The sequence below is a fragment of the Amycolatopsis sp. PSD-21 genome (assembly GCF_055561455.1).
The window spans coordinates 5084230-5109192 of the sequence record NZ_CM145712.1; the positions used below are offsets into that span (position 1 = coordinate 5084230).

The following is a 24963-nucleotide window of genomic DNA, read 5'->3' on the forward strand; positions in this document are numbered from 1 at the left end:
CTTTCGCGGCACCGATCGCTAGGGGGCGCGTCCAGCGCGGAAGCGGCCGAGTCAGCTGGAGGCGCGATGCGTGAGCGAGACCGGCAAGATCCGCTGGCGGGGCTTGAGCTCACGGTCGTCCATCACCGCGAGCAGGGTTTCGACCATCACGCGCACCTGTTCGCGCGGGTCCTGATGGACAGAGGTCAGCGGCGGGTCCATCTCCGGCGCGAGGGTCGCGTTGTCGTCGAAGCTGACGACGGCGACGTCCGACGGGATCCGCCGTCCGGCGGAATGCAGGGTGCGGAGCGCGCCGAGGGCCATCATGTCGCTGGCCACGAAGACGGCGTCGAGGTCGGGGCGCCGGGCGAGCAGGTTCGACATCGCCTTCGCCCCGCCGGTCAGGGTGAAGTCGCCTTCCTCCATCAGGTCCGCCGGGTCGAGTCCGGCGTCGAGGAGGGTCTTGCGCCAGCCGGAGAGCCGGTCGATCGCCGCGCTCTGGTCCTGCGGGCCCGCGATCGTGGCGATCCGGCGGTGGCCGGCCTCGACCAGATGCGCGACCGCGAGCTTCGCGCCGCCCTCGTTGTCGAAGTCGACGACGTGGACACCGCGTTTCAGCCCGGCCGCCTGCCCGCCGTACACCACCGGGATCCTCAGCTGCCGCAGCGCCTTGGGCAGCGGATCGGTCCGGTGCGGCGCGAAGACCAGCACGCCGTCGACGTGCCCGCCGTCGAGGAACCGGACCGTGCGGTCGAGATCCTCGCGGGTGTCGCTGAAGATCAAGACCATCTGGCAGCCGACGTCGGCGAGTTCGCGGTAGCCCGCGCGCATGACCGCGGTGCGGTACGGGTCGTCGAGCAACCGCGCCTCCGGCTCCGACAGCACGACCGCGACCGCGCCGGTCCGCCTCGTCACCAGCGATCTGGCCGCCTGGTTCGGCGAGTAACCGAGTTCGCGGGCCGCGGCCTGGACCTTCTCTCGGGAGCGCGCGCTGACGTAGCCGTCGTCGTTCAGCGCACGGGACGCCGTCGACCGGCTGACCCCGGCGGACGCGGCGACGTCCTCCAGCGTCGGCCTGCCGTCTTCCTCTGGTCGAGGCCCCACCCGCGCCACCTTCACTCTTCAGCTCCATCCGGACACCGACAGCTTAATGCTCGGCGGGCGGCGACACTGAGAGCGCTCCCCTGATGGAAACACTCTCATTACAAGCCCTTGACACCGCCATACCTTGGCGACAGACTCTGCGCATCCTGGGAGCGCTCCCATTTTCTCCTCACCCCATCAGCAAGGGACGCAAGAGCGTGAAAAGAGTCCACCAACCCATCGGCGCAAGGGGTTAAGAACCGTGAGAAGCATCCGGAACGGCCTGGTGCTGGCACTGGGTATCACGATGACGACGTTCGGCCTGGCGGCGTGCGGCGGTGACGACGGCGGCGCCCCCGCCGCGTCGGACCCGAACGCGAAGGTCGAGCTGTCGCTGGCGACGTTCACCGAATTCGGCTACGAGGAGCTGATCCCCGAGTACGAACGGCTGCATCCGAACATCAAGATCACCCACCGCAAGACCGGTCAGGGCGGGCCGTACCACCAGGACCTGATCACGAAGCTGGCCGCGGGGTCCGGCCTCGCCGACGTCACCGCCGTCGAGGAAGGGCACCTGTCGAACGTTCTCGACAAGGGCTCGAAGTTCAACGACCTGACCAAGATCGGCCCGGCGGAGGCGTCGCCCGACCGCTGGCTCGGCTGGAAGTACGAAGCGGCGAAGACCAAGGACGGCAAGGTCATCGGATACGGGACGGACATCGGCCCGCTGGCGATGTGCTACCGCAAGGACATGCTCGAAGCGGCGGGGCTGCCGTCCGATCCCGAAGCGGTCAAGCCGCTGTTCGCGACCTGGGACAGCTACTTCGCCGCCGGTGACCAGTACGTCGCCAAGACCGGCGGGAAGGCGTGGTTCGACTCGGCCGCGCAGAACTTCAACGCCATGGTCAACCAGCTCCCCACCGGCTACATCGGCAACGACGACAAGCCGACGCTGGAATCGAACCAGGGCATCAGGGACGCCTGGACCAAGGTGACCGGCGCCGTCGCGAAAGGACAGTCGGCCAAGCTGACCGCGTTCAGCAACGAGTGGAACTCCGGTTTCAAGCAGGGCGCGTTCGCCACGAAGGTGTGCCCCGCGTGGATGCTCGGCGTGATCGAGGAGCACTCCGGCCCCGAGAACGCCGGCAAGTGGGCGGTCACCGCGGCCTTCCCCGGTGGCGGCGGGAACTGGGGCGGCTCGTACCTGACCGTGCCCACGCAGTCGAAGCACCCGAAGGAAGCGGCCGAACTCGCCGCCTGGCTGACCGCGCCCGAGCAGCAGATCAAGGCGTTCAAGGCGAAGGGCACCTTCCCCAGCCAGGTCAAGGCGCTGGAGGACCAGGCGCTGCTGAGCGAGACCGACGCCTACTTCGGCGGCGCCAAGATCGGCCAGCTGTTCGCCGAGCAGGCGAAGAAGGTCGCGAAGCCGCAGTACAAGGGCCCCGGCGACGGCCAGATCCAGGAGAACGCGTCGAGCCCGGCGCTGCAGGCCGTCGAACAGGGCAAGTCCGCGGACGAGGGCTGGGCGCAACTGATCGACGCCGCGAAGAAGATCACGCGCTGACCGATGACCGTCGTCGACAAGATCGCGCCGGACGAGGAGAAGGCCGGGGTGCGCACGTCGCCCCGGCCCACCCTCCGCCATCGGCTGAGCCGGTGGGACGTCAAGGTCTCGCCGTACCTCTACATCGCCCCTTTCTTCGTCGTGTTCGGGATCGTCGGGCTGTTCCCGCTGCTCTACACGGCGTACGTCTCCCTGTTCAGCTGGGAGGCGGGTGACGACAACCCCGTTTTCATCGGGCTGGACAACTTCAAGGAGCTGTTCGCCGACACCCAGTTCTGGAACGCGCTCGAGAACACCGTCAGCATCTTCCTGCTTTCCAGCGTTCCGCAGCTGATCATCGCGGTGCTACTGGCGGCGCTGCTCAGCGCCAGGCTCCGCGGGGCGACCGGCTGGCGCGTCGGCGTCCTGCTGCCCTACGCCGCCAGCCTGGTGGCGCTCGGGATCATCTTCGCGAACCTGTTCGGGCCGAAGTACGGGCTGGTCAACGGCCTGCTGCAGACGATCGGGCTGGATCCGGTCGACTGGCAGGCCGGCCGGTTCAGCAGCCACGCCGCGATCGCGATCATGGTGAACTGGCGCTGGACCGGGTACAACGCGCTGATCGTGCTCGCGGCGATGCAGGCCATCCCGAAGGAACTGCACGAGGCCGCGCTGATCGACGGCGCGGGCGCCGCACGCCGGTTCTTCAGCATCACGCTCCCCTTGCTGAAGCCGACGCTGATCTTCGTCACGATCACCTCGACGATCGGCGGCCTGCAGATCTTCACCGAACCCAAGCTGTTCGACGCCATGCCGGGGTCGAACAACGGTGGCTCGTCCAACCAGTTCCAGACCGTGACGCTGTACCTGTACCAAACGGCCTTCGAGAACTACGAACTCGGTTATGCCTCGGCGATCGCGTGGGTGCTGTTCGTGATCATCGTGCTGATCGCGCTGGTGAACTTCTTCCTCACCGGCAGGCTCACGGCGGTGAAGAAGAGATGACGGTCATCCACAGTGGACTCAAGCGAGGCGTTTCGGCGCTGGGCAAGCCACGCAGGGCGACGTATGTCGTGCTCACGATCTTCGTGCTGGGCTCGCTCTTCCCGTTCTACTGGTCGTTCCTGGTCGCCAGCCGGGACAGCGGGATGCTCACCGAACGGGTCCCGCCCTTCCTGCCCGGCGGGAACTTCTTCGCCAACGCGGCGAGGGTGTTCGACACGGTGCCGTTCTGGAAGGCGCTCGCGAACAGCCTGATCGTGTCCGGCACGGTCACCCTCACCACGGTGCTGTTCTCGTCGCTGGCCGGGTTCGCCTTCGCCAAACTGCGGTTCCGCGGACGGAACGGCTTGTTCGTGTTCATCGTGATCACCCTCGCCGTACCGACCCAGCTCGGCATCATCCCGCTGTTCATGGCGATGTCGGAGTTCGGCTGGGCGGGCGGGTTGCAGTCGGTGATCGTGCCAAACCTGGTGACCGCGTTCGGTGTCTTCTGGATGCGTCAGTACACAGTGGACGCCGTCCCGTACGAACTGATCGAGGCGGCACGGGTCGACGGCTGCAGCATGATCCGGATCTTCTGGAACGTCTGCCTGCCCGCGGTGCGCCCGGCGGCGGCGATCCTGGCGATGTTCACGTTCATGACTTCGTGGAACGACTTCCTGTGGCCGCTCGTGGTGCTGGACGCCGGCAACCCCACCGTCCAGCTGGCTCTGGAGAAGCTGCAGAGCGGCTACTACGTCGACTATTCGCTGGTGCTGGCCGGAACGACCCTGGCCACCATCCCGATCCTCATCGTCTTCCTCCTCCTCGGCCGTCAGATCGTGGCCGGGATCATGCAAGGTGCCGTGAAAGGGTGACCATGTCCGCTCATCCCGACAGTGTCCGGGCGAAGACCGCGCTGCTGTTCCCGCCCGGATTCGTGTGGGGCGCCGCCACCGCCGCCTTCCAGGTCGAAGGGGCGACGACCGCCGACGGCCGGACCGACTCCATCTGGGACGTCTTCGCCCGCCGCCCGGGCGCCGTGGTCGGCGGCGACACCGGGGAGCCGGGCGCCGATCACTACCGGCGCTACGCCGAAGACGTCGACCTCATGCGACGGCTCGGGCTCGGCGCGTACCGCTTCTCCCTGTCGTGGCCGCGGATCCGGCCCGACGGCGGCGCTCCGAATCCCCGGGGTCTCGCGTTCTACGACCGGCTCGTCGACAAGCTGCTCGAAGCCGGAGTGGAGCCGTGGGCGACGCTGTATCACTGGGACCTCCCCCAGTCGCTGGAAGACGACGGCGGCTGGGCGGCGCGCGAGACCGCCTTCCGGTTCGCCGAATACGCGGAAACGGTCGTGGCGCGCCTGGGTGACCGGGTGCCGCGCTGGTCCACCCTGAACGAGCCGTGGTGCGCCGCGATGCTGGGTTACGCGCGCGGGATCCACGCGCCCGGCAGGCAGGAACCCCGCGCCGCCGTCGCGGCCGCGCACCACCTGCTGCTCGGACACGGGCTGGCGATGGACGTCCTGCGGCGGTACGCGCCGGCCGCGTCGTCGGGGATCACGCTGAACCTGTACCCGGTGTCCGCGGTCGATCCGTCGTCCACTGTGGATTCCGAAGCGGCGCGCCGGATCGACGGCCTGCAGAACCGGCTGTTCCTGGATCCGGTGCTTCGCGGCACCTACCCCGAGGATCTGCTGACCGACCTGGCGCACCTCGGCATCGGTGAGCTGGTGCGGGACGGCGACCTCGCGACCATCGCCGCTCCGATCGACTGGCTGGGCATCAACTACTACCGCGGCTACCAGGTCGCGGGCACCCCGATGCCCGGCAGCGAACCGGCGGGCGCCGACTGGCTCGGCTCCCCCGACGTCCATTTCGTGCCCGACGAAGCGGCGCCTCGCACCGACTCCGGCTGGGAGGTCCAGCCCTCGCGGCTCACCGAGTGCCTCCTCCAGGTCCATCGCGACTATCGGCCGATCCCGTTGTACATCACCGAAAACGGCGCGTCCTACCCGGACGCGCTGATCGGCGGGGACATCGCGGACACCGACCGGATCGCCTTCCTCGACTCGCATCTGCGCGCCGCGTACGAGGCGATCGAGGCGGGCGTCGACCTGCGCGGCTACTTCTACTGGTCGCTGCTCGACAACTTCGAGTGGGCCGAGGGGTACGGCAAGCGGTTCGGGCTCGTCCACGTCGATTACGCGACGCAGCGGCGGACGCCGAAACAGAGCGCGCTCTGGTACGCCCGGGCGATCAGTCTCAACGGGCTGAGCTGAGGCCGAGTGTCGTTCAGGACGTTCTTCGTCCTGAACGACACTTCGCTGGGGGGGGGGATTGCGGTGGCCGCGCTCCGGCAGGTCTTGTTATCGTGGATACGGACCTGATCAACGAGCAGTGGAGACCAGACGTGGCAGGTGAAGACGACATCTCCGGGTGAGCCGGAGTTGGCAGGCCACCGGCGGCGACGCCGAGGTGGCCTCTTTGTCGTCCCCTCAAGCCACGTCCACCGCGGTGCAGCCTCAAGGCGCCCGCTGTCTTCCACGAGGTCATTTCCATGTCAGACGCCTTCGTCGTCGTGTCCGCCCTCTCCTTCTCCTGGCCGGACGACACCCCGGTCTTCGACGACCTGTCCTTCACCGTGCCCGGTGGCCGCACCGGACTGGTCGCGCCGAACGGGGCGGGCAAGAGCACGCTCCTCAAACTGATCGCCGGCGAACTGCGTCCGACGTCCGGGTCCGTCTCCGCCCAGGGGGTGCTCGGCTACCTGCCGCAGTCGCTGCCGCTCACCGCCGACCTGACCGTGGCCGAGGTGCTGGGCATCGCGCCGCAGCTCGCGGCGCTGAGCGCGATCGAGTCCGGCGACGCGAGCGAAGAGCACTTCACCACCATCGGGACCGACTGGGACATCGAGGAACGCACCCGCGCCCAGCTCGACCGGCTCGGCCTCGACGGCATCTCGCTGGACCGGAGCCTGCGCACGTTGAGCGGCGGACAGATCATCTCCCTCGGCCTGGCCGCGCAATTGCTGAAGCGGCCGGACATCCTGCTGCTGGACGAGCCGACCAACAACCTCGACCTCGACGCCCGCCGCAAGCTCTACGGGGTGCTCGAAGACTGGTCCGGCTGCCTGCTGCTGGTGAGTCACGACCGGGAACTGCTCGACCGGATGGACCGGATCGCCGAACTCGACCGCGGCGATCTCCGGTACCACGGCGGGAACTTCACCCAGTACGAAGCGGCGGTCAAGGCCGAGCAAGAGGTCGCCGAACGCAACGTCCGCAGCGCCGAACAAGAGGTCAAGCGGGAGAAGCGGGAGATGCAGCAGGCGCGCGAGCGGGCGGCGCGCCGAGCGGGCAACGCCGCCAGGAACCTCGGCAACGCCGGCCTGCCGAAGATCTTCGCCGGCACCATGAAACGCAACGCCCAGGAGTCCGCGGGCAAGGCGAACGAGACGCACGCCGCCCGGGTGAGCGAGGCGAAGAGCCGCCTCGACGAGGCCGAACGCTCACTCCGCGACGACCACAAGATCGCGCTGATCCTGCCGGGCACCAACGTCCCCGCCGGGCGCACGATGTTCCAGGGCGAGCACATCCAAGTCCGCTACGGCGACCGGAACGTCTTCGCGGGCGACGGCGTCGACCTGACGATCCGCGGCCCCGAACGGATCGCGCTGACCGGCGGGAACGGCACCGGCAAGTCGACCCTCCTGCGGGTGCTCAAGGGAGATCTCACGCCGGACAGCGGCGTGGTGAAACGCGCCGAAGGCCGTATCGCGTACCTTTCCCAGCGGCTCGACCTGCTGGACCTCGACCGGACGATCGCCGAGAACTTCGCCGCGTTCGCCCCAAGCCTCCCCGAATCGCAACGGATGACCCTGCTCGCCCGCTTCCTGTTCCGAGGCGCGCGAAGCCAGCTTCCCGTCGGCGTGCTCTCCGGGGGCGAACGCCTGCGAGCCACCCTGGCCTGCGTCCTGTTCGCCGAACCCGCGCCACAACTCCTGCTGCTCGACGAGCCGACCAACAACCTCGACCTCGTCAGCGTCGGGCAGTTGGAGAGCGCGCTGGGTGCGTATCAAGGGGCTTTCGTGGTCGTGAGCCACGACGAGCGGTTCCTCCGGGAGATCAAGGTGGACCGGCGGGTGCGGTTGACCGATGGAGCGCTCGTGGAGTCCTGAGGCTCGCGTTCCCGCTCACACCGGATCTGCTCGTGTCTTGAGGCGTTTCCTTGGCTGCGCGAGCAGGTCCGGTGTTCCGGCCTGCAGATCGGGCCCTTTCCTGCCTTCGGATCCGGCATGGCACCCGGCCGGTCACTCGAACGCGAAGATCGCGGCGAGACTCTCCTTGCTCTGCAAGGACTTCTCCCGGGACACCGCGGCTTCCTGGAAGACGCGCAATTAGTCGGCTAATTGCTTTAGGGTAATCGTTGCTTCGCCACTAAATCACTCGTCAGTGTTATTTGCACGTTTCGCTTGTCGCTTAAAATTACGAACACCTGTTCGATTTTGTCGGGTATTATGGAGGCGTGTCCGAGACCTTCCTTCCCGAGTTGCCGCAGGAACTGTGGCGTGCCGGCAAGCTGGAGCTTGCCCACGGTGTGCAGCAGTCGTTGCAGGTGATTCGGATGGCCACCGCGGGTTTGGGGCGGTTTCTGGCGGAGGTCGAGTCTCGGGGCGCCAAGGATTTGTTCGGGCATGGCAGTACGGCGAGTTGGTTCGCGGAGATGGCGGGGTTGTCGCGCGCTGAGGCGGGTGCGGTGGTGAAGCGGGCGGTCGCTTTGAACCCGACGCGGAACCTGGATGGCACCGAAGCCCCGGCCGTGGCACCCGCGACCGCCGCGGTCGCCGCCGAGGGGTTGGTCGGGGATGAGCGGATCGATCAGATTCTGGAGATCTTGAAGAGGCTGCCTGCCGACACCTCGGTTGAGGATCGGGCGGTCGCGGAGAAGATCCTCGCTGACCTGGCCCCGAATGCCGGTCCGCAGCAGCTCGCCAAGGCTGAGGCGAACCTGCTGGGCTGGCTGGACCCCGACGGCAACGAACCCCAAGACCCCGAACCCAAAGAACCACGCCGCGAGATCACACTGGAACGCCGCAGGGACGGGTTCTGGAAACTCACCGGCCTCCTGGACGACGAGACCGGTGCCCGCACCGCCGCCGCACTCGAGGCCTACGCCCAACCACGGCCGGTCGACGAATTCGGACAAGCCGACCTGCGGATGAAGTGCGAACGCCTGGGAGACGCCTGGGCCGAACTCCTCGACCTCGCGATCGCCTGCCCCGACCAACCCGGAACCAGCGGCTACCGCACCCTCGTGCACGTCACCATCGGACTCGACGAACTGAAGTCCGGTCTCGGCACCGCGTGCCTGGATTTCGTCGGGACGATGACCGCCCGGGAAGCGCGGCTCGCCGCTTGCGACTGTCTGATGTTGCCGGTCGTGATGAGCGGTGCCGGAGAACCCCTCGATGTGGGACGGCTACGACGCTTCGTCACCCCAGGGCAGAGACGCGCGCTGAACATCCGCGACGGTGGCTGCGCGTTCCCGGGCTGTCACCGGAAACCCAAGAACTGTCACGCCCACCACATTCATCACTGGGCAGACGGCGGACCCACCGACCTCCGGAATCTCGTGCTGCTATGTAGTTTCCATCACCGCCTGATTCATCACGGTGACTGGCAAGTCCGGATGGCCGCCGACGGGTTACCCGAGTTCATCCCACCCCAATACCGAGACCCACTCCGAAAACCCCGGCGCAACACCCTGCATCACCACTAAATGTCGAGGAGCCCGTCGGCCACACCGGCGACGGGCCCTTCGGCATGCCCACCGGCCGCCACCCAGGTCACGCCGTTCACGGGCCCCTTGCTGATCGGACCGATCACGCACGACTGTGTGGATTTCGGGACGTCAGATGTCCCGAAATCCACACAGTCGTGCGATCGTGCCGAACATCCGGTTCATGGCCACCGACGGCGCCTAGTTCACCGGCCAGACGATGTTCCCCAACGGCGGCTACACCACCCGCTGACCTTGCCCTGGCCAGGACACCGTAGCCCGGACACCAAGGGCAGTGAACAAGTCCCTCACTACCCGCCACGACGCGATCACACCCGATCCTGAGGCAGCGGTGCCGGCTAAAGCGTGACGTGCCGTTTAATCCCTCCGAAGCCGCGCCCACAGCCGGACGACGCGAGTTCGCCTGCCGCGACATACAACCACTCGAGCAAAGAGAGACTCCCGCCCGACATCCAAGGTCAGACAACGGCCCAAGGACCACCGCTTCGAAAGCACCGACCACGAAAAGCCCGCCGCCGGACCGGCGACGGGCGAGGAAAGAAAAGGTCCCGCTTCCGCTCAGCGAAGGCTGGGGGTTCCTGCGAGCAGGAAGCGGGAGTTTGTGGCCGGTACGGGGGCCGCCTCTCGGCGAAAGGCACGACACGGCTCCGGCCGAACCGGTATTCCGTGAAGGCGAAGGGTGAGGCCCGGGGGCACCATCCGTACCGACACTCTCTACAACGCACCACCGTTCGAAATGTTCCCCGGCGCCGATCCCGAATAGGTGTGACCCGTGTCTACACCCGAATGCACGACTCGAATGCTCAAAAAACGTCCGCCTCCGCTCAGCGAAGGCCTGGGGGTTACCTGCGAGCGGAAGCGGACAATTGTCCTAACGCGGCGACACGCCGAAATGTTCCCATCGAGCGAGTGACCTGGGTCAAGCCGAAAACCGCCGGACGAAAAAGACCCGCTCCCGCTCAGCGAAGGTCTGGGGGTCACCTGCGAGCGGAAGCGGGAGCGAAGGCCGATACGGTGGGCCGCCTCTCGGCGAAAGGCACGACATGGCTCCGGCCGAACCGGTATTCCATGAAGGCTAAGGGTGAGGCCCGGGGGCACCATCCGTACCGACACCCTCTACAACGCCACGGCCCGGAAAACGTTCCCCACGAAAGAAGTGATGCGCGTCAACACACGAATGCGGTAACGCTCAACAGGGCGGCGGAACCTGATCGACCAGTTCTTCGGGAGCGGACAGCCGCCATGCCTCGTAGACCAATTCGTTCAGCTCGTCGGATTCGATGCCGTCGAGGTACACCACCACCCAGCCGAATCCCCCGGCCGTGAACTGCACCTCGAAGACGTCCGGCCGCTCGGCCACGAGGGCTTCCTGTTCCGAGAGCGTCTGCTTCAGGCCGACGGTCTGGGTCCGCGGCCAGAAGTAGCCGAACCGCTTCCCGCGCACACTGAACGACTCCCACTCCTTCGCGTCGGATCGCTCGACCTCGGCGAGCGTCTTCAGCATCCGGTGGAACTCGTCACTCGACACGCTCATCGTGAACCCCAAACCCCAGTAACTCCGTCGGCCTCAGTCTAGGTGCCCGGGTGGTCCCGGCATTCGAGGACGTCGATCGGTAGATTCGGCGGAGGAAGATCCACTCGACCCGGGGAGCTGTGCGATGGACCGACCGGCCACGGCGGCAGAGTTGTTCGACGCCATCGGTTCCGCCTACGAAGACGTCTTCGGCCGGGCACCGGTGGTCGACAGGGCGGTGCGGCAGCTGCTGGACGGCCTGCCGCCGTCATCGCGGGTGCTCGACCTCGGCAGCGGCACCGGCAGGCCGGTGGCCGAGGACCTCTCCGCCGCGGGCCATCGGGTGACCGGGCTCGACGTGTCCCCGGTGATGATCGATCTCGCGCGTGAGCAGGTTCCCGCCGCCACCTTCGTCCACGCCGACGTGCGTGACTGGACCTCGCCGCCCGGGTCGTGGGAGGCCGTCTGCGCCTTCTTCCCGTTCCTCCAGATGCCGCGCAGGGACACCGAAGCTGTGCTCGCCGACATCGCGCGCTGGCTGGTACCGGGTGGGCTCTTCGCGCTCGTCACCGTTCCGCGTGACGCCGAGGACGCGCCCGCGGAGTTCTTCGGCCGCACCTTCCGCGTGACCAGTTTCGCCCCGGACGACCTCGTCCGGCGGGTCGAGGCGGCCGGGATGGAGGTCACCGGCACCCATTCGGAGGTCTTCACGGCGGACGAACCGGGGACACCGCCAGAGGAACACCTCCTAATCACGGCTCGACGCCCGGTCTGATCGTGCGTGTCGTCAGCGTGATCACCCCGGTCCACCCGCCGAGCCTTCCGTACCTGGCCGAGGCGTACGAATCCCTCGCCGCGCAGGAACTCCCGCCGGGCTGGGCCTGGGAATGGCTGGTGCAGGAGGACGGCGAGACCGGTCTGCTCGACGGCGTCCTCCCCGCGGACGACCGCGTACTGCCCGGCTCGGGGCGCCGGGGCGGCCCCGGGGTCGCGCGGATGCTGGCCCTGTCGCGCTCCACCGGTGAGCTGATCAAGGCACTCGACGCGGACGACCTCTTGGCACCCGGCGCGCTCGCGCGGGACATCGCGGCGCTGGAGGATCCCGACGTCGGCTGGACGACCTGCCGGGTGCTCGACCTCTTTCCCGACGGGACCACGGCCGGCGTCGACAGCGACCCGGAAGAGGGAAGGATCGAACGCGGCGCGATCCTGCGCCACTGGCAGCGAAACGGCTACGTGTCGTCGGTGGTTGCCGGGACGCTGTGCATCCGCCGTGAGCTGTTGCTGGAGCTCGGCGGCTGGATGGCGTTGCCCGCGTCGGAGGACACCGGGCTGATCCTCGCCGCGAACGCCTGCTCCGACGGCTACTTCGTCTCCACGTGCGGCATGTTCTACCGGAAATGGGCCGGGCAGGTCACCCGGTCCGCGGCGCACAACGACGACGGCGAGCGGCTCGCGCGAATGAAGCTGATCGAGGAGCGCGCCGAGGTCATGCTGGCACGTCGACGAGGTCGAGCAACGCCTTCGCGCACAGATCCCGGATCTCTTCCCGGGTCAGCTTCCGGTACTTGAGCCAGTCGAGGCAGACCGCGACGACGAAGGCCAGCCAGCCCCGCACGAGCACCCGCAGGGCCTCCGGCGGCTCGCCGTCCGGGCACAGCACCTCCAGGATCCGGCGTCCCTGCTCGGCGAAGTTGTTGTCCAGGACTTCGCGCACGCCGTCGACGGCGATCGACGTACCCGAGTGCAGCGCCCGGTAGCCGTCCTCGTTGGCTTCGACGTAGCGCAGGTACGCGTCGAGGCCCGCGGTCAACTGCTCCGCGACCGGGAGGGTGCGATCGGACTCGGTCATCTTGAGGAGCCGCTCGCCCTCGGCCCTGATGACCTCGGTGACGAAGTCCCGCTTCGTCGGGAAATAGTGGTACAGCAGCCCGCGCGACACCTCGGCGATATCCGCGACCTGCTCGATCCACACGTCGTCGTACGGCCGCTCCGCGAACAGGCGGGCGCCGATCCGCAGCAGCTGTTCCCGTCGCTCGGCGGTGCTCAGCCTGCTGCGGGGTTTCCCGGAGGTACTCGGCGCCATCTGGGCATCGTACTTACTTGACATGAGTTCAGTAACAGGCCACGCTCGCTATTGGATGCCGGTTCAACAGTGCACACAGTGCTCATCAGGAGGGGCTCGATGGCCACCGCTCTCCCCCATCCCCCGCGACGGATCCCGCTGATCGGCGACGTGCTCGGCGTGTCGCCGAAGACGCCGGTCCAGGACTCGATGCGGCACGCGGCCGAGCTGGGGCCGGTCTTCGAGCGCAAGGTGTTCGGCCGGAGCATCGTGTTCGTCAACGGTGCCGAGATGGTCGCCGACCTCTCCGACGAGAAGCGCTTCGCGAAGCACGTCACGCCCGCGATCTCGAACCTGCGCCCGCTCGGCGGCGACGGTCTGTTCACCGCCCACAACGAAGAGCCGAACTGGCGGCGCGCACACGAGATCCTCGCGCCGGCGTTCAGCCGCAACGCCATGCAGCGCTACCACCCGACGATGCTGGCGATCACCCGCGAGCTGCTGGACACGTGGGACAAGGGTGGCGAGGTCGACGTCGCGGACGACATGACCAAGCTGACGCTGGAGACCATCGGCCGGACCGGATTCGGTTACAGCTTCTCTTCGTTCGAACGCGCCCAGCCGCATCCGTTCGTCGCCGCGATGGTCCGCACGCTGCGTCACGCGCAGCGGATGGCCATCCAGCCGCCGGTCATCGGCCCGCTCCTCAGTCGCAAGGCGAACCGGCGCAACGAAGCCGACCTGGCGTTCCTCCACTCCGTCGTCGCCGACGTCATCGAAGCGCGCCGGGACGACACGAGCACCGAAGACCTGCTCGGGCTGATGCTGAACACCACGCAGCCGAGCACCGGTGAGGCGCTGGACGAGGACAACATCCGGCACCAGATCATCACCTTCCTCGTGGCCGGGCACGAGACCACGTCGGGCGCGCTGTCGTTCGCCCTGTACTACCTCGCCAGGAACCCGGACGTCCTGGCCCGCGCACAGTCCGAAGTGGACAAGGTCTGGGGTGCGAATCCGGACCCGTCCTACGAGGAAGTGGCGAAGCTCCGTTACGTCCGGCGAGTGCTCGACGAAGCGCTCCGGCTCTGGCCGACGGCGCCGGCCTTCGCGCGCCAGGCTCAGGTGGACACCGTCGTCGGCGGCGAGTACCCGATGCGGAAGGGACAGTGGGCGCTGGTCCTCATCCCGGCGTTGCACCGTGATCCCGTGTGGGGAGAAGATCCCGAGTCGTTCGATCCGGACCGCTTCTCGCGGGAACGCAACCGTGCCCGTCCGGCGCACGTCTACAAACCCTTCGGCACCGGCGAGCGGGCCTGCATCGGGCGGCAGTTCGCCCTGCACGAGGCGACGCTGGTGCTCGGGATGCTGCTGAGCCGGTACGAGCTCCGTGGCGACCCGTCTTATCGGCTGAAGGTGCAGGAGCTGCTGACCCTCAAGCCAGAGGGCTTCAAGCTGGAGGTTTCGCTCCGCGACCGGGCGTCGGTGGCCGCGACCACCTAAGACTTCAGAAGCCGGTCACATCTCCGTGACGGGATCCGTCAGTGCGGTGAAAGCAAGACGGAAACCCCGGAGGAGAACGAATATGGAAACCCGCATCCCGAATCCCGCCCTCGCGAACCCCGCCACCTTGAAGGCCTTGATCGCGCTGGCGGAGTCGACCGGCGAGACCGGTGTCCCGAAGACCACGCACTACCTCATGCACGTCCGCGCGAGCCAGATCAACGGATGCAGCGGCTGCCTGGAGATGCACACCAAGGAGCTGCGCAAGGCGGGCGAGTCCGACGAGCGGATCTTCACCGTGGCGGCATGGCGCGACACGGCCTACTTCACCGACGCCGAACGGGCCGCGCTCGCGCTGGCCGAGGCCATCACCCGGATCGCGGACCGGGCCGACCCGGTCGACGACGAGGTCTGGAACGAGGCGGCCCGGCACTACGACGAAGCGCAGCTGTCGAGCCTGGTCCTCTCCATCGCCGCCATCAACACCTGGAACCGGCTCAACGTCGCCACGCGGCAGATCGCCGGCGCCGCCTGATCGGCCTACTCGGCCTGCCGTAGCTCCACACAGCACTCCGCCGCGCCGGGAACGAGGGCCGCCTCCACGTTCCCGGCGCGCACGCCGTTCAGGAAACCGGCCAGGAAGGCCTGATTGATCCCGCAGACCAGCTCCGGGGCCTCGGCGGCCAGCGGATGGAACGGGCAGTTCCGCAGCCGGACACAGGTCCTGCTGTCCCGGCTCGGCTCGAAGCCGTAGCGGCGGAGCACCCCTTCGGCGACGGTGAGCGCGCGTTCCGCGCCGAGCCTGCCCGGACGCGTTCGTGCGCGTTCCTCTTCACCCGCCGCGAAACCGCGCTCCCCCGCGACCCGCAGCACCGCTTCCCGCGCTGTCTCACCGCTCCCTTCGGCGAGCACGGCCTCGGCGAGGATGCCCGCCAGGATCTCGTGCCGCCGGGCGGGAAGCTGCACCTGGATGGTCTCGTCGACGGGTTCGTAGACCTTCGGCCTGCGCCCCACCTTCACCACCGGGCCTGCCGCGAAGCCGAATCTGAGCAACCCAGCCGCCACGAGCTTGTCGAGATGGAAGGCGGCGAGCTTGCGGGAGATCCCGACCGCCGCCGCGGCTTCGTCGCGCGTGACAGGCCGCCTCGCGCGCCGGGCGTAGGCGTACATGCCGCGACGGAGGTCGTCGTCGAGCGCCGCCACCGCGGCGATGGCGGGGGCGTCGAGGCCGTCCGGGTCTGGCGGGTCGGGCACTGTCACGTTCACCACGATATCGCCTATCTCAACCGGCGGAACATTCTGGAGTGTCGATCTACCATGTAAGATAAGCCGCCGGGTGCCAAAACACCCAAAAGTCTTGGTTTAATCCACCGGGGGATCGGTTCAGCCTAGGAGGCCCAATGTCCACTCCTGCCTTGCGCGTCGTGCACGAATCCGGGCCGGGGCCGGACCTGGCGGCTGCCGAGACCGCGGCCGCCGATCTCCTCACCGCACTGGGCATCTCGCTGGACTCCGAGAGCCTCCGCGGCACGCCCGGCCGGATGGCGCGCGCGTACGCCGAGCTGTTCACCCCTCGGCCGTTCGATCTCACGACCTTCCCCAACGACGAGGGCTACGACGAGCTCGTCCTGGCCAGGGGGATCCCGGTCCGGTCGGTCTGTGAGCACCACCTGCTGCCGTTCGTCGGGGTCGCGCACGTGGGCTACCTGCCGGGAGACCGGATCCTCGGCCTGTCGAAGCTGGCCAGGATCGTCGAGCATTTCGCCTGCCGTCCGCAGGTTCAGGAACGGCTCACGAAACAGGTCGCCGACTGGCTCGAAGAGCAGCTCGAACCGCGCGGCGTCGGCGTGGTGATCGAAGCGGAGCACTCGTGCATGACGTTGCGCGGGGTCCAGGCCGTCGGGTCGAGCACCGTCACCTCGACCCTGCTCGGCACGCTGCGCGAAGACGCTCGTTCGCGCCAGGAGTTCTTCGCGCTCACCGGGATCAACGGCTGACAGCGGGCTCTTGCGCGTAGGCCGCGGAGACGACCTCGCGGTCGAAAACCCGCCAGGTGAGCGCGGAAACGATCACCGCCACCACGAAACCGGCCCAGTACGGTGTCGTCAGCCCGAACTTCGACGCCACCGCCCCGCCGAGCAGCGCGCCGACGCAGTTGCCGCCCGCGATGACGAACAGGCTGGTGCTGCCGACCCGGCCCAGCATGCCGGGCGGGGTGAGCCGCTGGCGCAGGGAACTGCCGACGATTCCCCACAGGGCGCCGTGCACCCCGAAGAGGAACAACGTCACCCCGACGACCGGCGCGCTCGTGCTCGTCGCGAGCACCAGATGGGTCCCGGCCTCGATCAGCAGCCCGATCCGCAATGTCCAGGTCGGCGTGCACCAGGCGATCAGCCGGGCGCCCATGACCGAGCCGAGCAGCCCGCCCACCGCCATGCAGGTGAAGAGCAGGCCGTACCCGACGGAACCCAGCCCGAGCCGTTCCTTCGCGAGCAGCACCAGGACCGAGGTGGCCGCGACGAGCGTCAGGTTCAGCATCCCGATCAAGCCGATCATGGTCCGCAGCAGACGCTGGCCGGCGAGCCAGCGGAACCCCTCGGCCACCTCCGATCGCATCGACCGGCGCTCGACCGGCTCGACGGGCCGTGACCGGTACGCGCCGGCGATCAAGCAGAGCAGCAGGGCGCTGACCGCGTACGTGCCGGCGTTGACGTAGAACGGGATGCTCGCCGCGACGCCGAACAGCAATCCGCTCAGCGGACCGGAAAGCATGCCGTGGGCGAGCGTCGTCCCGGCGTACAGCCGCCCGTTCGCCCGCTCCAGCAACGCCTTCGGCACGATCGCGGGCAGCATCGCCCCGCTCGACGTCCGGAACACGACCTCGCACGCGTTGATCACGAAGAGGACGGCGTACAGCAAAGCGATACTGACGTCGCCCATCGAGATCGCGACGGCCAGCAGCGCGACGGCGGGCACGCGGATCCAGTCGAGGGTGATCATCAGCTTGCGCCGGTCCACCCGGTCGGCCAGCACTCCGCCGGGCAGCGAGAAGAGCAGCCAAGGCAGCCACGCCACGGCGAACCCGCCCGAGACCACGAGCGGCTCGTCGGTGCGGGAAGCGATCAGCAACGGCGCCGCCACCGTCGCGAGACCGCTGCCGAGCGCGGACGTCGTACTCGCCGCCCAGAGCTTCGCGTACCTTCCGTCGAGCCTCTCCCCCGTCATGGGACCAACGTAGCGACCGGTGACCGAGCGGATGCGGAGTTTCACCCACAGCTGAGCGACCGCCCCCTAGACTGCCCTTCCGTTCGGCCTTGGGAGGGGAGCACGGATGGTGCTGGTGCGCGACGTCGATCCGGTGAGCCTGCTGAAGAACTCGCCCATCGGCGGCGACCCCGGTCCGTATCTGCCGCGGGACATCGACCGGGATCTCCGGGCCGCGCTGTCGGCCGCGTCGTTCACCGTGATCGTCTACGAGCACAATTCGGGTGCCCGGCGGACCGCCTACGAGGCCTTGCTGGCGTCGTGCCCCGACCACGAGCTGATCGTCAAGCCGCGGAGCGTCGACCTCGCCCGGCAGCAGGGTGCGGCCATGGCCGTCGTCTGGCTGGACGGAGAGCTGGACGAGAACTTCACCGATTTGAATCGCCCCTTGGCGGCCTGGCTCGACAGGTACAGCTCCCGCCGCGCACTGGGCGTCATCCGCGAAGACCGGTACGAGAACCCGAAGTTGCGAGGGGCGCTTGATCCTCTTCGTCCCACGGTCGTACGGCTCGCCGCCGATCTTTCCGGCGGTGAGCGTCTCGTCGGAGACCAGATGTTCCCCGCGGCGGCACCCCTTCGCCAGGCGGGACAGCTCGCCGGTCTGCGGCCATCGGGGCCGGTCCGCACCCCGGTCCCCGATCCGTTCGCCGCCCACGTCGCCGATTACCGGCCCGACACCGACGACGGCGTCGACCGCCTCGGCATCGGTCCCGACGTGCGTATGCTCGCCGACCTCGTCGTCTCCCGGATGATCACCCCTCCCCTGTCGATCGGCCTGTTCGGCAGCTGGGGTTCGGGCAAGAGCTTTTTCATGCGCCAGATGCAACTGCGCGTCCGCGAGCTCGCCGATTCCGCGCGAGTGGCCGAAACCGAGGCAGGCGCGCACGGGAAGTCCGTGTCCTCCTACTGTTCGAGCGTTCGCCAGATCAGCTTCAACGCGTGGCACTACAGCGAAGCGAACCTCCTGGCCAGTCTCGCCACGCACATCTTCGACAACCTCGCCGCGAGCGGCGCCGAGAACGACCTTCAGCGCCAGGCCGACCTGCTCGCCGAACGCCGCAAGGCAGAGAAGACCCTGCTCGGCAGGCTCAGCGCGGTCCGTCTCGAACGCAGAACCTTGACAGCTCAACAGAAACAAGCGAAGCGGCGGCGCCGGAAGCCGCGCGAGTACGTCCGCGCGGTGTTCGACAGTCTCACCGAGGCGGACAAGGCGTGGATCGCGTCCAGGATCGGCGTCGACCGGCCGACCGCCGAAGACCTCGAACGGCTGGCCCAGGAAACCGGCGGGCTGCGGTCGGACGTCGCCGAATTCTGGCGACGCCTGCGGCAGGATCCGGTTCCCCTGCTGGTCCTGATCGGTGGGCTGGTGACGGTCCTGGTGGTCACGTTGCTCGTCGGCCGGTCGCAGGTGTCCGGCGTGCTCGGCGGGCTGACCGCGGTGAGCTCCGTGCTGACCGTCGTCCTGCGGATGCGCGCCAGCGCGGGCCGGATCCGCCAGGCGCTCGACAAACTCGGCGGACCGTCCGAAGAGGACGAACAGACCGAGCGGCGGCTCGCCGAACTGGACGCCGAATCCGACCGGCTCGAAAAGGCGGTCGCCGAACTCGCGCCCGGGCTCGATCTCGTGTCGTTCGCCGAGTCCCGGGTTTCGGACTACGTCGAACATCTAGGCGTGGTCTCCTTGCTGCGCAAGGATCTCGAGACGTTCGCGACCATGCTCGCCGAGGTGCCGCACGGTTCGGGGAAGATCGAACGGACCGTGTTGTACGTCGACGACCTCGATCGCTGCCCGCCCAAGGTCGTCGTCCAGGTTCTCGAAGCCATCCATCTCCTGCTGGCGCTGCCGGTGTTCGTCGTCGTGGTCGGCGTCGACTCCCGCTGGCTCAAGAAGGCCGTCGAGCAGCATTACGAGGAGATGCTCGGCGACGACCCCGAATCCTTCGCCGAGAGCTACCTCGAGAAGATCTTCCAGGTGCCGTTCACGTTGTCCCCCATGGACGATCCAGGGTTCGCGGGGCTCGTGCGCGGGCTCGCCGATACCGAGGTCCCGGAGGCGGGCCCGGCGCCCGCTCCCGCCGGAACGGATCAGGCCAGCGGCGAGCGTCCTCTCCTGGCCGCGGCCGCTCCGGCTCCTCGCGCGGAAGCACCGAAACCGTCGTCCGAACAGTCCACAATAGACGTACGACCTCCTCGACTGGTGATCTCACGGGCGGAACTGGACTTCCTGCCGACGCTCGCCCCGCTCATCCGCTCCCCACGGGCCGCGAAGCGGCTGCTGAACCTGTATCGCCTGCTGCGGGCGCGTTTCGCCGGTGAGGAACTGGCCGAGTTCCTCGCCGACGGCGACCGCGAGGCACCGTTCCGCGCGGTGCTGGTGCTGCTCGCGGTCCACGTCGGGCATCCGGACGCCGTCCGGTGGTTCTCGAGCCTCGACGGGACGGACCCCGAAGACAAGGCCGTCGAGATCGTGTCGTCGATGAACGACCACGAGCTGCGGCCGAAGCTGGAACGCGGCCTTTCCGGCGAAATGTGGCCACAGCTGGCCGCGTCCTATCAGCGCTGGCTGCCGCTGGTGAACCGGTTCTCGTTCGCCCGCGACCGCTCGATGTCCGGCCCGCGATAGAGCCGTTCCGGGATCCGCGCCAGTGTCGACGGATGGACCTGCGGGCCGAGGCCGTAGAGCTTCTGGAAACTCATGATCAGCGGCCGCCACCGGTCCGGGTCGATCCGGTCTTCGGTACCCGGCATCCGCACGTCGTCGTGGACGTGGACGCGCTGCACGCGCACCTCGAACACGAGGACGCCGCCACGCTGTTTCGGGTCGTCCTCCGCGAGCGGGTGGAAGGCCTCGACGACGGCCTCCATCGTCACGGGGCATTCCGCGACCCGCGGCGGCCGGACCGTCTCCGAATCCACCGGCGTGAGGCCCGCGCGGGCGAACTTGTCCGGTTCGTGCCGGTAGCCGCGTTCGTACTTGCGGGCGGGGACGGGATCCGATCCGGTGGTCAGCGCCAGCCTGTCGACTGCGGCGGCCAGCGCGTCGGAAGGGAGATTCAGAACACATTCACGGTTACGCATGAGATTCTGCGCCGTCTTGGATTTCGCGCCCAAGCCGAGCATCCCCCGCCACCCGAGCCAGAACGCCGACGACATCGGCGCCAGGTTCGGCGCGCCGGCCTGGTCGACCGTGGAAATGAGCACCACCGGGGTGCCGAAGTACAGGATTCCGGGCTCGATACGGGTGTGCGCGGCCTCGGCCGTCGTGGAAACTGTCACGTTCGCCAGCTTCGCCGCCCCGTGCGTGGGAGACCGGCGTAAATCGGACGTCGCGATCGAACCGTCGGCGGACGGCGTCGCGCCACGCGAACATCTACCCTTTCCGTGGTGGTTCCCCTTGAACGAACGCGAACCCGCGGTCGTTCGGAGTATTGCGTTCGGCCGATTGCTGGTAGGTTCGCCGGACTTGAACGACGAAGGAGGCGCCGGCAGCGGCCCGGTCAACACCCGAACGCGCGTGGTGAGGCGAATCGCATGCGAGACGATGTGGTCCAGGCGAGCTCGATTCTCGGGCATTCCCCCGGCCAGGTTTGGGAAGTGATCGGCGATCCCGAGTCCTACTCGAGGTTCGTCGCGGAGATCAGCTGGTGCGAGATCCAGCGCCCCGCCGAACGCGGGCGCGGTCCGAAATGCCTCGTCCGGCTGGAGCCGCGGCCGGGCACACTCGTCGTCGGCGATATCGAAGCCCGCGTCTGGCGGCCGGGCGAACACGTCGTCTGGTGCGGCGTCGAGGACGACGGGAACTGGGTCTCGGTCGAGCTGAGGCCGGCTCCCGACGGCGGCACGGAACTCACCGCCCAGCTGATGCTTCCGGCGCCGCACGCCAGTCTGGTGTCCGCCGCGTCCTTCAAACGCACCGTTCGCGCGACGGCCCGCCGGATCGATCTGCACCTTTCGGGCCGGGCGGCGTCGCCCCAGGAGGAACCGGCGCACACCAAGGCCACCACGCTGCACACGGCGAGCACGCTCATCAAGGCCGGGGTGCTCGCGGCCGCGCGACCGGACAAGATCGCCCGGCAGCTCACATCGTTGTCGCAATGGGGCGCCACCGTCGCCGGCGGCTACACGGCCAACGCCGCCCGCGTGCCGGACGACGTCGCGTTGCGCGACGAACGCAACGTCCGGACGTTCAAGCAGACGGCCGATCGCAGCAACCAGCTCGCGAACGCGCTCGCGGCCCGCGGCGTGCGCGCCCGTGACCGGATCGCCTTGCTGTGCCGCAACCACGCCGCGATGGTCGAGTCACTGATCGCGTGCAGCAAACTCGGCGTGGACGCGATCCTGCTCAACACCGGGCTTTCCGCCGGCGCGGTCGCGGACGTGATCGGGCAGCACAAACCGGTCGCGGTGCTCGCCGACGACGAGTTCTCGCAGATCATCGCCGGCATCCCCGGCGATTTCCTGCGGCTGTCCACCTGGCCGGAGACCGAGAACGGCTACCCGACCATCGATCAGCTGATCGCCGGGGTGCCCGCCACCAAACTCAAACCGGTGGACCGGATCGGCAGGCTCGTCGTCCTCACGTCGGGCACTTCGGGAACCCCCAAGGGCGCGCGCCGCCCGACCCCGAAGGGCTTGTCGACGTCGGCCGCCATGCTCGACCGCATCCCGCTCCACTCCGGAGACCGGTTCGTGGTGGCCGCGCCGCTGTTCCACAGCTGGGGGCTCGCCGGGATGCAGATCGGGATGGCCGTGCGCGCGTCCTTGTCGCTGATCCGCCGGTTCGACGCCGAGGAGATCCTGCGGACCATCGCCGAACACCGCTGCGGTGTGCTGTTCGCCGTGCCCATCATGTTGCAGCGCATCCTCGACCTGCCGGAACGGATCCGCGCCCGCTACGACCTCTCGTCGCTGCGGATCGTGGCCAGCAGCGGATCCGCGCTGCCGGGCCCGATCGTCACCGAGTTCATGGACACCTTCGGCGACGTGCTCTACAACTTCTACGGCTCCACCGAGGTTTCGTGGGCCAGCATCGCCACGCCCGAGGACCTGCGCGCCGCGCCGACGACGGCAGGCCGGTGCCCGCCAGGCACCCGCGTCGCCATCCTCGACGACGACCACAATCGGGTTCCGCCGGGCTGGGAGGGACAGATCTTCGTCGGCAACGACATGCTTTTCGACGGCTACACCGACGGCGCCAGCGTGCCCCGCGCCGAGAACCTGATGGCGACCGGCGACGTCGGCTACCAGGACGCCGCCGGACGCCTCTTCGTCACCGGCCGGGCGGACGAGATGATCGTGTCCGGTGGGGAGAACGTGTCCCCTCGCCCTGTCGAGGAGGCCATCGCCGCCCTGCCCGGCGTCCATGAGGCCGCGGTGATCGGCGTGCCGGATCGCGAGTTCGGGCAACGGTTCGCGGCGTACATCGTGCCGAAACGCGGTGCCCGCATGAGCGCGGACGACGTCCGCGCCTACATCCACCACCGGCTGGCGCGCTTCGCGGTCCCTCGGGACGTGTACTTCGTCGAGGAACTGCCCCGCAACGCGACCGGCAAGGTACTCAAGCGGTTGCTGAGGGACGAAACGTGGCCGATCGATCAGTAGCATGCCGCTCCCGCAGGAGAAAGCGCTGGATCTTCCCGCTGGGTGTCTTGGGCAGCTCCGTCACGAAGTGCACCTCACGCGGGTAGGCGTGCGCGGCGAAGCGGGTCTTCACCAGCTGCTGCAACTCGGCCACCAACGCGGTGTCGGCGGAGGCACCGTCCCGCGCGACCACGTACGCCACGATCACCTCGCCGCGCAACTCGTCCGGGACACCGACCACGGCGCATTCGGCCACCGCGGAATGCTGCTGCAGAACGCTTTCCACGTCGAACGGGCCGATCCGGTAGCCCGCCATCAGGATGACGTCGTCGTCCCGCGAAGCGAAGGTCAAGTAGCCGTCGGCGTCCTTGGCGGCGACGTCGCCGGTGTAGTACCAGCGGCCGTCGGGGCTGAAGCGCGCGGCGGTGCGCTCGGGCGCGTCGCGATAGCCCCGGAACCACACCAGCGGGCTCGCCGGGAGATCCACGGCGACGCGTCCCCGTTCTCCCGGCTCGGCCACCACGTCGGCGTCTTCGCGGAGGACCTCGACCGCGAAGCCCGGCAGGACCCGCCCCATCGAGCCGGGTTTGACCTCCGAGCGGAGGTCCGGATGCCACGCGTTGCCCACCACCATGCCGAGTTCCGTCTGTCCATAGTGGTCGTAAACGCCGACGCCGAGCTTCGACGACGCCCACTCCAGGACATCCGGGGTCAACGGTTCCCCCGCCGAAGAACAGTGCCGCAGGCGGAGACCGTCCGGCACCGGGGCGGCCGAGTTCCGGAGCGCTCGATACACCGTCGGAGCCGCGGCGAAGTTGGTGACACCGAACCGCTCCAGTACCGCCCACGTCAGTTCGGCCGAGAAACCCGCGTGCAGCAACAGACTCCGCCTGCCGGTCGCCATCGGCGTCATGATCGCGTAGTACAGACCGTAGGCCCAGCCGGGGTCGGCGGCGTTCCAGAAGACGTCGTCGGCGCGGACGTCTAGCGCGAAGTCCTGGTACGCCTGGAAACCCGCGAGCGCGCGGAGCGGAATCGGGACGGCTTTGGGCGTTCCCGTGGTCCCGGAGGTGAACAGCTCGACCAGTACCCCGGCCCCTCCGGTCACCGCGGCTCCCCGCAGCGGCGCGGCGTCGGCCAGCATCTCCCGGAACGACAGATCGCCCGGCTCGCCGTCACCGACGACCACGATCCGCCGCGAGGGGTCGTCCGGCAGGTCAGCGGACGGCGTCAGCTTCGAGCGCTGGCCGGCGTCGGCGATGACGACCTTCGTGTCGTTGCCGGTGACGCGCAACGCGATGGCGGGCGGCGCGAACGCCGTGAACAGCGGGACGTGCACCGCGCCCAGCCGCCAGATCGCCAGCAGCGCCACGACCAGCTCCGCCGACTTGCCCATCAGCGTCGCGACGCGGTCCCCCGGCCCGACCCCGAGGCCGAGCAGTGCCCCGGCGAAGCGCTCCGACTGCTCGCGCAGCTCGCCGTAGGTGCGATCGTGGCTGGTCAGATCCGCTTCGACCACGGTGAACGCCACCGCCTCCGCCGGATGCCGGTCGCACAGCAGCGTCGCCGCACTGGCCCGCTCGTCGTCGTAGACCTCGAGCAACCGCCGGACGTGAGCTTCGGTCATCGTTTCTCCCGGGACGTTGGC

At 68.4% G+C, this 24963-nt stretch carries 20 protein-coding genes; 13 read left to right on the forward strand and 7 right to left on the reverse strand.

Features of this window, described 5'->3' with window-relative positions:
* Positions 1-51 precede the first annotated feature (51 nt).
* On the reverse strand, positions 52-1098 hold the full coding sequence (locus tag ACZ1DY_RS24020) for a LacI family DNA-binding transcriptional regulator (protein WP_192742171.1): 1047 nt from the start codon (positions 1096-1098) through the stop codon (positions 52-54).
* Positions 1099-1324: 226 nt separating this feature from the next.
* On the opposite strand from ACZ1DY_RS24020, the gene ACZ1DY_RS24025 reads away from it, so the two are divergent.
* The 6 genes from ACZ1DY_RS24025 to ACZ1DY_RS24050 all read left to right on the forward strand — a co-directional run bounded on the left by ACZ1DY_RS24025 (position 1325) and on the right by ACZ1DY_RS24050 (position 9369).
* Positions 1325-2626, forward strand: a complete 1302-nt coding sequence (locus ACZ1DY_RS24025) for an ABC transporter substrate-binding protein (RefSeq protein ID WP_465480913.1) — start codon at positions 1325-1327, stop codon at positions 2624-2626.
* 3 nt (positions 2627-2629) lie between these two features.
* Positions 2630-3610 (forward strand): carbohydrate ABC transporter permease, encoded by a 981-nt coding sequence (locus ACZ1DY_RS24030; RefSeq protein ID WP_465480914.1) that lies wholly within the window; start codon positions 2630-2632, stop codon positions 3608-3610.
* Positions 3607-4464 carry a carbohydrate ABC transporter permease gene (locus ACZ1DY_RS24035; protein ID WP_034323760.1) on the forward strand — a complete coding sequence of 286 codons (858 nt, stop codon included), beginning with the start codon at positions 3607-3609 and terminating at the stop codon, positions 4462-4464. Before ACZ1DY_RS24030 ends, ACZ1DY_RS24035 begins: the two co-directional genes overlap by 4 nt.
* Before the next feature lie 2 nt (positions 4465-4466).
* On the forward strand, positions 4467-5870 hold the full coding sequence (locus ACZ1DY_RS24040) for a GH1 family beta-glucosidase (protein ID WP_465485704.1): 1404 nt from the start codon (positions 4467-4469) through the stop codon (positions 5868-5870).
* 278 nt (positions 5871-6148) lie between these two features.
* Complete coding sequence (abc-f, locus tag ACZ1DY_RS24045; RefSeq protein WP_465480915.1) at positions 6149-7768, forward strand: ribosomal protection-like ABC-F family protein; 1620 nt, start codon at positions 6149-6151, stop codon at positions 7766-7768.
* A gap of 347 nt (positions 7769-8115) precedes the next feature.
* On the forward strand, positions 8116-9369 hold the full coding sequence (locus ACZ1DY_RS24050; protein WP_465480916.1) for an HNH endonuclease signature motif containing protein: 1254 nt from the start codon (positions 8116-8118) through the stop codon (positions 9367-9369).
* Positions 9370-10579: 1210 nt separating this feature from the next.
* On the opposite strand, the gene ACZ1DY_RS24055 is transcribed toward ACZ1DY_RS24050, so the two are convergent.
* The gene (locus ACZ1DY_RS24055) at positions 10580-10924 is read right to left on the reverse strand and encodes an MmcQ/YjbR family DNA-binding protein (protein ID WP_257486314.1); all 345 of its coding nucleotides are present in this window, start codon (positions 10922-10924) and stop codon (positions 10580-10582) included.
* 124 nt (positions 10925-11048) lie between these two features.
* Here ACZ1DY_RS24055 and ACZ1DY_RS24060 point away from each other — a divergent pair, with 124 nt between their 5' ends.
* The gene (locus tag ACZ1DY_RS24060; protein ID WP_126737357.1) at positions 11049-11678 is read left to right on the forward strand and encodes a class I SAM-dependent DNA methyltransferase; all 630 of its coding nucleotides are present in this window, start codon (positions 11049-11051) and stop codon (positions 11676-11678) included.
* Positions 11679-11680: 2 nt separating this feature from the next.
* A complete protein-coding gene (locus tag ACZ1DY_RS24065; RefSeq protein WP_465480917.1) occupies positions 11681-12475 on the forward strand; it encodes a glycosyltransferase family 2 protein in 795 nt (264 codons plus the stop codon).
* Here ACZ1DY_RS24065 and ACZ1DY_RS24070 read toward each other — a convergent pair.
* Positions 12393-12989 carry a TetR/AcrR family transcriptional regulator gene (locus tag ACZ1DY_RS24070; RefSeq protein ID WP_465480918.1) on the reverse strand — a complete coding sequence of 199 codons (597 nt, stop codon included), beginning with the start codon at positions 12987-12989 and terminating at the stop codon, positions 12393-12395. The genes ACZ1DY_RS24065 and ACZ1DY_RS24070 overlap by 83 nt on opposite strands.
* A gap of 99 nt (positions 12990-13088) precedes the next feature.
* On the opposite strand from ACZ1DY_RS24070, the gene ACZ1DY_RS24075 reads away from it, so the two are divergent.
* A complete protein-coding gene (locus tag ACZ1DY_RS24075) occupies positions 13089-14471 on the forward strand; it encodes a cytochrome P450 (protein ID WP_465480919.1) in 1383 nt (460 codons plus the stop codon).
* 82 nt (positions 14472-14553) lie between these two features.
* Positions 14554-15006 (forward strand): carboxymuconolactone decarboxylase family protein, encoded by a 453-nt coding sequence (locus tag ACZ1DY_RS24080; protein WP_465480920.1) that lies wholly within the window; start codon positions 14554-14556, stop codon positions 15004-15006.
* 5 nt (positions 15007-15011) lie between these two features.
* On the opposite strand, the gene ACZ1DY_RS24085 is transcribed toward ACZ1DY_RS24080, so the two are convergent.
* Positions 15012-15737, reverse strand: coding sequence for a helix-turn-helix transcriptional regulator (locus ACZ1DY_RS24085; protein WP_465485705.1), 726 nt, complete (start codon positions 15735-15737; stop codon positions 15012-15014).
* Between the two features lie 134 nt (positions 15738-15871).
* Here ACZ1DY_RS24085 and folE point away from each other — a divergent pair, with 134 nt between their 5' ends.
* The gene (gene folE, locus ACZ1DY_RS24090) at positions 15872-16468 is read left to right on the forward strand and encodes a GTP cyclohydrolase I FolE (protein WP_257486309.1); all 597 of its coding nucleotides are present in this window, start codon (positions 15872-15874) and stop codon (positions 16466-16468) included.
* Here the strand turns inward: folE and ACZ1DY_RS24095 are convergent.
* Positions 16458-17696 (reverse strand): MFS transporter, encoded by a 1239-nt coding sequence (locus ACZ1DY_RS24095; protein WP_465480921.1) that lies wholly within the window; start codon positions 17694-17696, stop codon positions 16458-16460. The two genes, folE and ACZ1DY_RS24095, sit on opposite strands and share 11 nt — an antisense overlap.
* A gap of 106 nt (positions 17697-17802) precedes the next feature.
* Here ACZ1DY_RS24095 and ACZ1DY_RS24100 point away from each other — a divergent pair, with 106 nt between their 5' ends.
* Complete coding sequence (locus ACZ1DY_RS24100) at positions 17803-20358, forward strand: P-loop NTPase fold protein (RefSeq protein WP_465480922.1); 2556 nt, start codon at positions 17803-17805, stop codon at positions 20356-20358.
* On the opposite strand, the gene ACZ1DY_RS24105 is transcribed toward ACZ1DY_RS24100, so the two are convergent.
* The gene (locus ACZ1DY_RS24105; protein ID WP_465480923.1) at positions 20289-21011 is read right to left on the reverse strand and encodes a flavin reductase family protein; all 723 of its coding nucleotides are present in this window, start codon (positions 21009-21011) and stop codon (positions 20289-20291) included. The two genes, ACZ1DY_RS24100 and ACZ1DY_RS24105, sit on opposite strands and share 70 nt — an antisense overlap.
* Before the next feature lie 255 nt (positions 21012-21266).
* Between ACZ1DY_RS24105 and ACZ1DY_RS24110 the strand changes: the two genes are divergently transcribed.
* Positions 21267-23336 carry an AMP-binding protein gene (locus tag ACZ1DY_RS24110; protein WP_257486305.1) on the forward strand — a complete coding sequence of 690 codons (2070 nt, stop codon included), beginning with the start codon at positions 21267-21269 and terminating at the stop codon, positions 23334-23336.
* Here the strand turns inward: ACZ1DY_RS24110 and ACZ1DY_RS24115 are convergent.
* On the reverse strand, positions 23293-24942 hold the full coding sequence (locus ACZ1DY_RS24115) for an AMP-binding protein (RefSeq protein ID WP_465480924.1): 1650 nt from the start codon (positions 24940-24942) through the stop codon (positions 23293-23295). The genes ACZ1DY_RS24110 and ACZ1DY_RS24115 overlap by 44 nt on opposite strands.
* Between the last annotated feature and the right edge of the window lie 21 nt (positions 24943-24963).